At 51.6% G+C, this 12,547-nt stretch carries 13 protein-coding genes; 9 read left to right on the forward strand and 4 right to left on the reverse strand.

The features are described 5' to 3' along the window. Positions 1–21 precede the first annotated feature (21 nt). Complete coding sequence (locus ACO53F_RS07985; RefSeq protein WP_485138004.1) at positions 22–1,041, reverse strand: YeiH family protein; 1,020 nt, start codon at positions 1,039–1,041, stop codon at positions 22–24. A gap of 146 nt (positions 1,042–1,187) precedes the next feature. Here ACO53F_RS07985 and ACO53F_RS07990 point away from each other — a divergent pair, with 146 nt between their 5' ends. The 3 genes from ACO53F_RS07990 to ACO53F_RS08000 all read left to right on the forward strand — a co-directional run bounded on the left by ACO53F_RS07990 (position 1,188) and on the right by ACO53F_RS08000 (position 4,895). Next, on the forward strand, positions 1,188–1,871 hold the full coding sequence (locus ACO53F_RS07990; RefSeq protein WP_485138005.1) for an NAD(P)H-dependent oxidoreductase: 684 nt from the start codon (positions 1,188–1,190) through the stop codon (positions 1,869–1,871). Between the two features lie 52 nt (positions 1,872–1,923). Then, a complete protein-coding gene (locus ACO53F_RS07995) occupies positions 1,924–3,681 on the forward strand; it encodes a hypothetical protein (protein WP_485138006.1) in 1,758 nt (585 codons plus the stop codon). A 122-nt stretch (positions 3,682–3,803) separates the two neighbouring features. Next, complete coding sequence (locus tag ACO53F_RS08000; protein WP_485138007.1) at positions 3,804–4,895, forward strand: hypothetical protein; 1,092 nt, start codon at positions 3,804–3,806, stop codon at positions 4,893–4,895. 37 nt (positions 4,896–4,932) lie between these two features. Here ACO53F_RS08000 and ACO53F_RS08005 read toward each other — a convergent pair whose 3' ends face one another. The 3 genes from ACO53F_RS08005 to ACO53F_RS08015 form a co-directional block, all read right to left on the reverse strand. After that, positions 4,933–5,970, reverse strand: coding sequence for a sensor histidine kinase (locus tag ACO53F_RS08005; RefSeq protein ID WP_485138008.1), 1,038 nt, complete (start codon positions 5,968–5,970; stop codon positions 4,933–4,935). Then, positions 5,967–6,662 carry a response regulator transcription factor gene (locus ACO53F_RS08010; RefSeq protein WP_485138009.1) on the reverse strand — a complete coding sequence of 232 codons (696 nt, stop codon included), beginning with the start codon at positions 6,660–6,662 and terminating at the stop codon, positions 5,967–5,969. The genes ACO53F_RS08005 and ACO53F_RS08010 overlap by 4 nt, the downstream gene beginning before the upstream one ends. Positions 6,663–6,823: 161 nt before the next feature. Beyond that, positions 6,824–7,591, reverse strand: coding sequence for a DM13 domain-containing protein (locus ACO53F_RS08015; RefSeq protein WP_485138010.1), 768 nt, complete (start codon positions 7,589–7,591; stop codon positions 6,824–6,826). A gap of 200 nt (positions 7,592–7,791) precedes the next feature. Between ACO53F_RS08015 and ACO53F_RS08020 the strand changes: the two genes are divergently transcribed. The 6 genes from ACO53F_RS08020 (at position 7,792) to ACO53F_RS08045 (ending at position 12,523) form a co-directional block, all read left to right on the forward strand. Beyond that, entirely contained in the window at positions 7,792–8,304 is a 513-nt protein-coding gene (locus tag ACO53F_RS08020) for a hypothetical protein (RefSeq protein ID WP_485138011.1), read from the forward strand. 125 nt (positions 8,305–8,429) lie between these two features. Beyond that, the gene (locus ACO53F_RS08025; protein ID WP_485138012.1) at positions 8,430–8,948 is read left to right on the forward strand and encodes a hypothetical protein; all 519 of its coding nucleotides are present in this window, start codon (positions 8,430–8,432) and stop codon (positions 8,946–8,948) included. Positions 8,949–8,953: 5 nt separating this feature from the next. After that, a complete protein-coding gene (locus tag ACO53F_RS08030) occupies positions 8,954–9,478 on the forward strand; it encodes a hypothetical protein (RefSeq protein ID WP_485138013.1) in 525 nt (174 codons plus the stop codon). Further along, complete coding sequence (locus ACO53F_RS08035) at positions 9,468–9,965, forward strand: hypothetical protein (protein WP_485138014.1); 498 nt, start codon at positions 9,468–9,470, stop codon at positions 9,963–9,965. The genes ACO53F_RS08030 and ACO53F_RS08035 overlap by 11 nt, the downstream gene beginning before the upstream one ends. Positions 9,966–10,172: 207 nt before the next feature. After that, positions 10,173–11,672, forward strand: coding sequence for a manganese-dependent arylsulfatase (locus tag ACO53F_RS08040; protein ID WP_485138015.1), 1,500 nt, complete (start codon positions 10,173–10,175; stop codon positions 11,670–11,672). Between the two features lie 2 nt (positions 11,673–11,674). Further along, positions 11,675–12,523, forward strand: a complete 849-nt coding sequence (locus tag ACO53F_RS08045; protein WP_485138016.1) for a formylglycine-generating enzyme family protein — start codon at positions 11,675–11,677, stop codon at positions 12,521–12,523. Positions 12,524–12,547 lie beyond the last annotated feature (24 nt).

The raw sequence follows: 12,547 nt of genomic DNA on the forward strand, positions 1-12,547 counted from the left end.
CTCGTCCTTTGCATGCTAATCTTAAGAGTAGAAGAAATGAATGGCTAGGCTAGCAGTGGCAATGACCAGGGCCCAACAGAGGCCCCCTAGCAAGATGGACTGGCTACCGGCCCGGCGCAACTGTCTCAGATCAACGGCCAAGCCCACCCCAGCTAGGGCCGCAATCATGGTCAGACGGGCTAGCAACTTGAAGCCGTCTAGCAGCCAAGCAGGTAGAGGCAGGAGGGAGCTAGCCAGGACCGCCAAGAGGAAGTAGGCGATGAAGCTAGGAAAGAGGCGGCGGGCTTGTTCCCACAAGCTGACTTGAGCCCTTTGGCCGTCAGCCAATTGCGCGCTTGCTTGTTGATAGCGAGCCCCAACCAGGCCTAGGCAGACCGGCACAATGAGTAGTGTCCGGGCCATCTTGACGATGGTGGCGGTGGTGCCGGCAGCCTCACTAAAGGCGAAGCCAGCGGCCACGACCGAAGAGGTATCGTTAATGGCCGCCCCGGCGAAGAGGCCGAAGCTTTGGTCGCCATAGCCCAACCAAGCCCCTAAGAGAGGGAAGAGGAAGAGTGCCAGGGTATTATAGAGGAAGATGGTGGTGATGGCGAAGGCAATCTCTGAGTCCTCAGCTTCCACAATGGGTGCAGCAGCGGCAATGGCCGAGCCCCCACAAATGGCCGTCCCCATACCCACTAAGAGGGCTGAACGCGACTCAATCCCCATCCAGCGGCCTAGGTAGCGGGCACTCAAGAGGGCCACCGCCACGACTGGAATCAAGACCAAGTAGACCTTGAGGCCCACTGCTTGCAGTTTAGCAAAGGACAAGCCGAAGCCCAGAAAGACAATGCCGATTTTGAGCAGTTGGCCACTGATTTGCTTGGCTGGCTTGGTCGAGGCAGGGGGTCGCCAGGCGGACAGGGCCATGCCTAGCAGAATGGCCAGCATGGAAGCCCCCAGGGCTGGCACCAGGCTTTCAATGGCATAGGCCAGGGCAGTGATAATCAGAATCTTGGCCCAGCTGGCCCACTTGCTGTCAGAAAACTTAGAAAATGTCATGGTTGATATCGCTCCTTTGTCATCTTCTAGTATAACAAAGTCCCGCTCCGCGCGCTAGTTGGGTCAGGGCTAGAAGAAAGCGTTTATCTAGACTTAAGGAGACCAGTAGACTATACTAAAACAAAAGACTAGAGAGGATGTATGCCATGACACAAGAAGCCATTCAAGAACAAATTCGTCAAGCCCTAGACCACCGAGTAGCTGTCCGGGTCTATGATGCCAGTCGTCATATATCCCGCCAGGATATGGAGGTCATTCTAGACGCTGCCTGGCTCAGCCCTTCTTCAGTTGGCCTGGAAGGTTGGCGCTTTTTGGTCTTGGACCGGGAGCAAATTCAAGCCATCCGGCCGGACCTCCAACCCCTAGCCTGGGGTGCACAACCGCAATTGGACACCGCTAGCCACTTTGTGATCCTCCTAGCGGAGAAGAATGCTCGCTATGACGGTCCTTCTATGCGGGCCAGCCTGATTCGTCGAGGCCTGACTTCTGATCAGGACCTTAATAGTCGTTTGACCCTCTATGAAACCTTCCAAACCCAACACATGCGTCTGGATAGTCCGCGGGCCCTCTTTGACTGGACGAGTAAGCAGACCTATATCGCCCTAGCTAATATGATGATGAGTGCTAGCTTGCTGGGCATTGATTCCTGCCCAATCGAAGGCTTCGATTATGAGGCGGTCAATGCCTTGCTGGCTGCCAAAGGTTGGTTGGATCCGGAGCGCGAAGGGGTGGCTAGCATGTTGTCCCTGGGTTACCGTCTCAAGGACCCTAAACATCCCCGTAGCCGTAAGCCGCGCCAGGAAGTCATTTGCTGGCTAGGCGACAAGTAAATCCCCCCCATGAATTTTCTCCAGCCCTTAATAAGTGAAAGGACTGAATGATATGACCCTATCGAGAAAACTGAAACTAAGCGCCCTGACCTTGCTTTGTGCCAATCTGCTGGCCAGCCAAGTGCCTGTGCTAGCCCAAGAGGCCAATAACCAAGAAGCGTCGAGCCAAGAAAGGACCGCCGTCGGCCAATACAGCTTGGCTTTTGACAATGCGGCTTGGCAATACGATGAAATCAATGATATCTACTGGCAGGTCGGCGTCGTCTATGTCGCCAACCCTGCTTCCTTGGACTATGAGACCCTGGGTATTTATGTGCCGGGTGCCTATTTAGAGGCGACTGCCAACGGCGATGGAACCTATACTGCCAGCGTCAAGTCTGACGCCCAAGTGGGCCAATTTACCGCTGCGACTGCTCCTTATGTCCTACCGGTTAACACGCCGGGTTTTAATGCCTCTCAGGCACCAACCTGGCTTGCTGACGGCATTGCCAGCTATACCCAAGCCGGGATGATTTATCTGCAACCTGGTATTCGTGGCCGCGACAACACCACCGATAGCCAGGGCCAAGAAGTAGTGGGCGGTGCGCCATGGGGCGTCACCGACCTTAAGGCGGCTATCCGTTATGTTCGTTATAACAAGGATGTTCTGCCAGGTGACACCGACAAGATTGTGAGTTTTGGCCATAGTGGCGGTGGGGCTCAGTCTGCTGTCCTAGGGGCTAGTGGGGATTCGACCCTCTACAATCCTTACTTGGAAGCCTTAGGGGCAGCCATGAAGGACAAGGAAGGCAACCCAATTTCCGATGCGCCTTATGGGACTATGACTTGGAGTCCCATTACCAGCTTGGATTATGCGGATGCTGCCTATGAATGGAACCTGGGTCAGTTCGCTGACAGCAATAGTCGGGCAGAGGGTACCTTTACCCAGGCCTTATCACAAGACTTGGCTAAGGAATATGCCAACTATATCAATCAGCTTGGCCTCAAACATGAAGGCCAAGCCTTGACCCTGACAGAATCTAGTGAGGGGATTTATACCCAAGGCTCCTATGCCACTTATCTAGAAGGGGTCGTCAATCAATCCCTCAATAACTTCCTAGCCGATACCAGCTTCCCTTATACCAGCGATGGTGCTGGTCCGGGTGGATCGACAGAATCGGTCACCTATGAGACGGCTCAAGCCTATATTGATAGCTTGAATGCTGAGGCTCAATGGGTGACCTATGATGCGGCCACTAATACCGCCAAGATTTCCAGCCTGGCGGATTTCGCCAAGTATGTTAAGACGGCCAGCAAGTCTGTGCCTGCCTTCGATGCCTTGGACCGCAGCCTAGCGGAGAATGCGGTCTTCGGGGTAGCGGATGCCAATGAGCTTCATTTTGACCAGCTAGTGGCCCGCCTGCTAAAGAACAATCAAACCAAGTATGAGAGCTTGACCGACTGGAACAGCCAGTATGTGACGGATTTTGAGTCTGACTTGGCTAAGACCGATAGTCTGGGTAAGACCATTGCAGAACGTCAGGACCTCTACAATCCAATGTTCTATCTGACGTCCGCTTATTCTGGCTACCAAACCTCTAAACCAGCACCTCACTGGCGGATTCGTTCCGGCCTTAGCCAAGGAGACACGGCCTTGACGGTGGAAACTAACCTGGCCCTAGCCCTAGAGAATCAAGCTAATGGGGCTGTCAAATCAGTGGACTTTGCGACGGTTTGGGGGCAAGGTAATACCACAGCTGAACGGACCGGCCATGCGTCGGATAACTTCATCCAATGGGTGCAAGAAATTGTAGCCCAAGACGCCAACTAAGTATTAAGCAAGCCCTCGGCCTAGTTTAGACTGGCCCGAGGGGTTTGTTTGTTTTTGGCTACTTTGTTATAATAAGGGAGACAAGATAGCAGTCCAATGGATTAGATAGAGGAGGATGTGACGTGAAGAAAAGTCTCAAATACTTACTTGTTTCTACCTTGCTAGCCAATAGCTTGGCCCTCAGTCTGCCAGGCTTCCAGAGTCAGGCCAGGACCCGCAGCCAATCGTCTACTAGTCAGCATTCCAACCTTGAGGAGACCTCGGAAGAATGGTCGGACCATGATTGTGACCAATTCTCTCGGGCGGACTTTCTAAAAGCCGTGCGCCAAAGTCGAGAGCATTTGACCTCGGTGGCTCTGAAAGGCTCTTCGGGGGATAAAAATGCCACCTCTAATTATCAAGCGGCCTACCGTTATGATGCCAAGACTGGCAAGGACCTTCAGGGTTATTTGGATTATAGTCGGGGTATTGACCATATGGAGGTCTACTATCTGGGGGACAGCAACCACAAGTATTACCTTTATACAGAGCAGACTAACAAATGGTCTGCCATCCAGATGCCCGCGGCTTTTCGCCTACGACCTAACTACCGTCTCATGCTAGACTGGATACTGGACCATGAAGACGACTTCCAGTTTGAAGAAGGTCAGGATGATTATCGGCTCACGGTCCTAGAACGTGACTTTAAATTGTCGGATTTCACCTCTAAGACCTTGGGAATCACCTTAGAGCCTGAAGACACTCCGGTAGAAGATATCTATAACTATATGGAAGTCCGCTTCAGCAAGGACGACTTCCAAATGACCAGTCTCAACTACCGTTGCCTGGATCCGTCCGGTGAGGTGCAGGGACAATTTGAATTCTTTGGCTACAATCAAATAAAGGCCTCAGATTTCCGATTGCCTGAGGGGGCTGAAGTGGACAGTGAGCTATCTGGTTCTAGCCAGCAAGATGGGTCTTCCTCCGATGAGACCGAATCCCGTCAGCAGCGGGAGTCCGAGTCTTCTGACCAAGGAGAAAACCGCCCACTGCCACCTGGTGCTGTCTACAATGATTTAGACCATGGGGGCTGGGGCTCAGTTGCTAAAGAAGTGCTTGCTTATGCGCAAGAGGGCCTCTATGAGCTAGTCTCACTCAAATGGATCACTTGGGAACCGGTCAGTCGCCTCTCTAGCCACTTGACCTGGCGAGCTTATCGACTTTTTAGACCATAAGAAAAAGGCCAGAATCTTTCTGGCCTTTTTGCTATGGCTATAGTGGTAGCCATAAGCTGAAGTGGCTACCCTGGTTTACTTGACTAGTGACCGTAATATGGCCCCCTAATTGTTGCGCCAGGGTTTGGCTGATATAGAGTCCCAGGCCGGCGCCGCCTGTCTCCCGATTACGGGACTGTTCGACCCGGTAGAGGCGGTCGAAGATGTGGGGCAGGTCTTGGGTGGGAATGCCCATGCCTTGATCAATGATATGGAAGCCGATTCCTTGGCCTTCTTTTTGGATATGGAGTTGAATGCGACTCTGCTCTGGCGAGTACTTGCTGGCGTTCTCTAAGAGATTGAGTAAGATACGAGACAGTTTATCGCCATCTGTCTTAATGGTCTCTAGGTCAGGAGCTAGCTGGACGTCCAGTTCCTGTTCCTTCTGCTTACAATGGGGCTGGATACTGGTTAGCAACTGAATTAGGAAATCATCGAGTTGTAGGGTCTCTAGTTGACCTGCAGTCACATGCCGATTGGACTGGGTCTCCATGAGGCCGACTTCCATAAGTTGCTGGGTGAGCGTCTTGAGTCTATCGACTTGGCAGGACATGGCCTGCCAGAGGGCTTCCATTTCATCTGCCGGGACCATCTGATCTTGCAACGCCTCCACTTGATGCTGGAGAGCAGTTAGAGGCGTCTTGATATCGTGGCTTAAGCTAGCCATGAGGCGGGTCTTGTCTTGCTCGCTTTGGCTTAGGGCCTGGAAACTTTGGTTGAGATCATGAATCATGAGGTTAATATTGGCAGCGAGTGAGGCCAATTCTGCCGGTGATTTGATGGTCTGGACTGGCTGGAAGTCCTGGTTGGCCACGCGACGGACGTCACGGCTCAGTTGCTGCAGGGATTTGACGCTGGGCTGCAGTAGGCAGAAGCCCACTAGGGCTCCTAGCAAATTAGCCCCTAAGGTCATCCAGATAATGATGTAGGCCACGTTGGGGGAGACTAACATTTGTTGCAGCCCCCACCAGACTAGCAGGAGGGCGCAGAGGGTAGAACTAAGAAAGGCGAGGAAGACGAGCGAACGGAGCTTCATGAGTCACCACCTCCTAAGCGGTAGCCCAGCCCCCAGACGGTTTCAATCTTGGGGTAGGGACGCTGTCCCGCTGACTTGGCTAATTTATCGCGCAAGGAATGGATATGGACATTGAGGGTGTTGGCATCTTCCATGTAGTCTGTCTCCCAAATCTTGAGGAAGAGCTCTGATTTGGCGAAGACTCGACCGGGATTCTTGAGGAAGAGGGCCAGAAGCTGGAATTCTTTGAGTGATAGCTGCAAGGCCTGGTCGTAGAGTGTGATGCGATGTTGGCCCTCGTCGATGGCAAAGGGGGCACAAGTTAAGACGGATTGCGTAGCTTGGCTTGGTTGAATGCGGCGCATGAGATTTTTGACGCGCAAGGTCAGCTCCCTTGGGCTGAAGGGTTTGGTTACATAATCGTCGGCCCCTAGGGTTAGGGAATAAATCCGGTCGACCGCTTGATCTTTGGCGGTGATGAAGATAAAAGGCTGATCTTCACGTAACTGCAAGACGGCATCGATGAAGTCATAGCCATCCATTTGAGGCATCATAATATCCGTAATAATTAAATCCATGGCCTGGGCCTGATAGCGAGCTAAGGCTTCTTGGCCGTTGGAGGCAGTCGTGACTTGATAGCCTTCCTTAGTCAAGTAGCGAGTGACGATATCCAGGATGGCTGGCTCATCGTCAACTAGGAGGATGTGGGTCATAGGGACCCTCCTTTCGGTGTATGACTGAATTCAAATCCTGCCGCAAATAGCAGGGACAAGGCCATTATAGCACAGTTTGAGAGTAGGAGTAGTAAGTCACGCTTAAGCTAAAAGCAGTTTAACCACCTGACGCTGGTTCAGGTGGTAGACTGCTAGTAAGCTTATTTAAGGTCAGCTTGACCGAAGACTTCATGCGCTTCAACACAGTAGATTAAGACCTTGTTGTAGCCATCTGCCTTCAAACCATTAAGGTCATAGCTTTGTTCCATCATGTCAGCATCTACAGCGCCAACTTCAACGGCTGTTTCCAACTTGCCGTCTTTGCTCAGGAGAACATGGAGGTCAGGCGCTTTGTCGGATTTGAAGTTGCTGAGTTTGAGTTGGTTCTTCTCAATGGTCACAGAACCCATGACCATTTTGCCATTGGCGCCCATGAGTTCGCCCATACGCTTCATGGCTTGGTCCATGTTGGCGTCAGCCAATTTAGTTAGCATAGCGGAGCCGAAGGTTTCCTTAGCTTCATTGCAGTAGATAGTTAAGGTGTTGTATTGGCTGAGATCGACCTTATCGAGTTTATAGCCTTGGATAGCCCCCTTGGCGTCGACCTTGCCTAATTTTAGACCGTGCTCAACATCGCCATCCTTGGTTAGGTAAGCGTGGAGGTCAGGTGCTTCATCGCTGGAGAAGCCAGTCAGGACTACTTCTTTGCTGGTGACCTTAGCCATCCCCATGACCTTGTGTTTTTCTTGACCCATCAATTGACCGACAAGATCTTGACTCATTTCATCTTTTTTCTTATCATCTGGCATTTGGCTGGATGATGCGCTGTTTTCTTCCGCTAAGACGACTTGAGATAAAGTGCCGGCCCCAAGACCTAGGCTAAGTAGGGCGACTAGGCTGAGTTTGGTAAGTGTGTGTTTGGTTGACATGGAAATCACTCCTTGGATTTATTTGATGAACTTACTATAGGGGGTGAAACTGAAGCCTTCTTGAAGCAAGTATTAAGTCTTTCTTAACTTGTCGCTAACAATTTATTAAATCTTAGCCCGTTGACAGCTAGGTAAATGGAACCAGGCTTTTCAAGGACCCCTCGCTAAGTTATAATGAAAAGACTAGAAAGGGTGAAAGCATGCAAGTTAGACAGAATGATCAAGCCAATCACTTATTATTTGAAGGCAAGGTTCGGATCAGCCACGTATTTGGCGTCCGCTTCTTAGCGGGGTGTCTCATGGCCCTGGTCATGTTCGCTTGCTTTATCCTCTGCCTGCATTTGTTGCAAGCAGTAGGCTTGTGGCAGGAGGACCTGAAAGGCTGGAGCGTGGCTTCCTTCATAATCTCAGGCATCCTGGTTTGGATGCTGGGTGATTGGTTCCATAATAAGCTTTGGGAGCGACAGGTTCGTATCGTGGATAGGGGAGACCAAGTCTGCCTGCAAGTTGGCTCAAAACAGGAATGTTATAAGTGGCAGACCCTCCGTAAGGTCAGAGCCTATCGCTTCTACGCTAGACGTGGACAGGTCAGTACCTATAACCTAGTCTTGGTCTTTGAGGGTCGCACCTATCGTTTCTCTTCATCGGATAAGAGTATGGTGGCCCTGAGCGAGCTGGGCCAAGCCCTCCAGGCTTATCTAAAGCAGGGATAAGCCATTAGAAGTAGCAGGACAGGCCTTGTGCCTTGCCTTTTCTTATGGGATTCTTTCCAAGTAGGATGAGGCTTCTCAAGTCCTGCCAGCTAAGTTATAATGAGAAGACAGGGAAGGGTGATAAGATGCAATATCGAAATTCGAATAGAGAGGAAAAGCTACTCTTTGAGGGAAAGCTTCGGGTCAGCCATTTATTTGGCCTACGCTTCTATAGCGGTGTTGTCATCGCCATCCTCATGGCCTTCTTATTTGCCTATGGCATACATTGGCTCATCACTTGGGGACTATTGAATCGGGACTTGCAGCAATGGAGCCTTGCTTATGTGCTAGTTACAGCACTTCTATGCTTGGGCTTGGGTTTCTGGCTCTATGATCGAATATGGCAGCGCAAGGTAGGGATTGTGGACATGGGGACCCAAGTCTTGGTGCAAGTAGGCAACCGAGTGGATTGCTATGACTGGCGGGAGCTCCGCCGTGTCAAGCCATCCCAGCTTCACAACAAATCACGTCGCCTAGTCGTGGTTAGCCTAGTCTTAGTCTTTGAGGATCGCACCTACCGCTTGTCTTCATCCGATAAGACCATGGGTGCTCTGATGGAGCTGGGTCAAGAGTTTCAGGTCTATTTAGATCAGAGAGGGGCCTAACTTGTATGATTATTGCTAAAAGCAAGCCCTTGGCTCCAGGCCAAGAAGACCTGGTTATGACCTTGGATTGCCGGGTTTCTTATTTTTGGGGCGCCAAGGCCCTATCCTTCATTCTCATCTACTCTATCTTGACGCCTATGAGCCTAGACTTGGCCAAGAGACTCAACTTGAACCCTAAGAGTTGGCTAGCGCTTTTTGTCTTCCTAGGGGCAGTCATTCTGGGCTGGTTGCTCTACAATAGCCTTTGGAAACGCTCGGTCACCATTTACGATCGGGGGCAAAGCCTGGAAATCCTGATTAATCACAAGCTCTATGGCTATGATTGGACTAGCCTGCGTCGTGTCAAGACTTTCATCGCACCCAAACGTCATGGTGGAATCTTCAGCAAGACGGCAGTCCTCAAATTTCGTGGCCGCAGCTTCTACCTGACCTCAGATAACCAGCTAGCTAAGCTAGAGTGGCTGATTCAATATTTAGAAAAGGGCATGAAGCAAGCCCCAAAAGGAGGCCTAGACCAAAATGACAAGTAAAAACAAGTATCTGCTCCATCAGGTCAAGCTAAGAGTTAGTCGCTTTGTCGGCCAACGCTTGCTCTCTATTCTGGTCTTGCTAGGTCTAGCACAACTAGGCATCAAGGACCTTGTCAATTTCTTGTTGGACTTGGACCTCTACCCGCGCGATAATCAATATGGACCCTTATTGTTCGTTGTGTTACTGCTCCTACTATTTTTCCTGGCCAATGCCTTCTATAATTTTCTTTGGACGCGAACCGTCACCATAGAAGATTTGGGAGATAAGGTTCGGATTGAGCTGGGTAGCCGTCACTATCTCTTGCCTTGGTCTAGCCTGCGCAAGGTGCGTTTGGATCGAACCACCAATCGGGGTAAGTTGGTCAGCGTGGACTTAATCTTAGTCTTTGAAAGCCGCTCTTTCCGCCTGACCAAGGACCAACCCGTAGCCCCTCTCAGTGACTTGGAAGCTTATATGCAAGCCAAGTTAAAAAAAGCAAAATCTTAAAATAAAAGCCTGACTCTCAGTCAGGCTTTTTGCATGGTTTAATTCTTAGGGTCAAGGCAGGCTCAAGTTTGGGCTTGCTTTTATAATTTTTGTTAATATTCTCATCTTTTTTAGTAGGGGATAGGCAATTTGATGCCAGAGGGTGTATAATGTAAGCGAAGACAGGTCGCTTAATCCTGCGACCCAATGAGGAGGGACTCCACTACCATGACAAGCAGCAAGCAACGCCCCAACGTGGTGCTTATTGTCGTCGACCAAATGCGGGCCGACGCCTTAGGGATTAACCAGGGGCCTGATTTTCTCTCAACCCCAACCTTAGATATGATGGCTAGCCAGGGTTATAATTTCGTCAATGCCTATTCGCCAGTGCCGTCCTGCGTGCCGGCCCGCGCGGCGCTTCTCACGGGCTTGGACCAGGCCAATTCGGGTCGGGTGGGCTACGAAGACCAAATGCCTTGGAACTTCACCCAGACCCTGCCCCAGACCTTCCGAGATGCCGGCTATCAAACCCAATGTATTGGCAAGATGCATGTCTACCCGGCTCGCAAGCGTCTAGGCTTTGACCATGTGACCCTGCATGACGGCTATCTCCATGTCGATCGCCACTATGATGGGGCTTATGGGGCTTCCTTTGAGCAGTCAAGTGACTATCTTAAGTTCCTCAAGGCGCATTTAGGGCCTCAAGCCGATCTCATGGACGACGGCCTCAATTGTAATTCCTGGATGGCCCGGCCTTGGCCTTATGCAGAGGCTCTCCATCCAACCAACTGGCTGGTGACGGAAGCCATTGAATTCCTCAAGACCAAGGACCCAACCGTGCCTTTCTTCCTCAAGTTGTCCTTTGAGAAGCCACATTCGCCTTTTAATCCGCCTCAGTATTATTTCGATATGTATTATCAACTCTTGGGTCAGGAATGGGACCGCCACTTAGGTGATTGGGAGCAGGTTCTAGAGACCATTCCTAGCATTGATAGTAAAAAAGGGCGCCTCAAGCCCGACGATCAACGGCGCTTGCTGGCCGGCTACTATGGCTTGGTCACCCATCTGGACCATCAGATTAGTCGCTTCCTGACGGCCTTGGAAGAGTTCGGCCATGCTCAGGACACCCTCTTCTGGTTTGTCTCTGACCATGGCGACCAACTAGGGGAGCATGATCTCTTCCGCAAAGGCTATCCTTATCAGGGCAGCATCCAAATTCCTTCCTTTATCTATGACCCTGGCCATCTGATTGCGGCCCACCATCATACTATTCCCCAGCTGGTTAAGATTCAAGACATCTTCCCATCCTTAGTAGACCTGGTCTTGGGCCAGCAAGTGGCCACGGACGGCCGCAGCGTGCGCCAGCTCTTGCTAGGTCAAATTGACGGCTGGCGGACCGACATTCACGGGGAACATGTTCTAGGCCAAGATTCCAGTCAATTTGTCCTCAATGAACGTTATAAGTTGATTTGGTATCCGGTTGAGGACCGCTATCAACTCTTCGACTATGTGGCCGATCCGCATGAACAGGTTAACCTCTATGGGCAAGCAGCCTATGCGCCCGTAGTCTTGGAATTGACTCAAAAGCTGGTTGCCTATTTAGCCAATCGTGAAGAAGGCTTTGTTGAGGATGGGCGTCTAGTGGCGCGGCCCCTGTCAGCCCTAGTGACCACCTTGGCAGCCGCCCGACGTGGGGATGTCATGGGCTATTCCCGTCAGGAGGGCTAGTCATGGAGTGGGTCAAGTTACCAGCAGGGCACTTCCAAATGGGGGCGCCCCTAGGACAGGGTTTTGTAGAGGACTATGAAGCACCTGCTATCCCCATGCAAGTGGCGGCCTTTAGCATCGCCACGACCCCTGTTACTAACCAAGAATTTGCTGAATTTGTGGCGGCCACTGGCTACCAGACCATTGCCAGTCGGACGGGAGGCTCCTTGGTTTTTGAGGCCCTCCTGTCAGAAGACTTAGAAGCCAAGGCCCCGCGGGTGCCTGGCACACCTTGGTGGCGGGTAGTGGCAGGCGCCGACTGGCTCCATCCTTTTGGTCCTGATGGGGCTTTGGCCACAGACGCCTTGGCTGACCACCCGGTGGTCCATGTCTCCTTGGCCGATGCCTTAGCCTACTGTCAGTGGGCGGGGGTGAGCTTACCCACTGAAGCCCAGTGGGAGTATGCGGCTCGGGCCGGTCGGACCACGACCTTTCCTTGGGGCCAGGAGCTAGAAGCCGATGGGTGCTATCATGCCAATACCTGGCAGGGGGACTTTCCAGGTTTTAATAGCCAGGCCGACGGCTATTTAGGGACAGCGCCGGTCAAGACCTATGCCCCTAATGACTGGGGTCTCTATCAGGTCATCGGCAATGTCTGGGAATGGTGCGCCAATCCCCGTTACCAACTTTTGCAGGACTTTAAGCAGGCCCAACCTCTTCCAAGTCTAGCTGACTTGAAAGGGGAGTACGCCATTCGCGGCGGTTCCTTCCTCTGTCATGCCTCTTACTGCCAACGCTATCGCCTAGGTGCTCGCAATGGAGCTGACGCCTTGGTGACGGCTAGCCATATTGGTTTCCGTTGTATCAAATAAGCTGTCACAAGACCTCTAAGTCTA

The organism is Abiotrophia sp. (genome assembly GCF_057275535.1).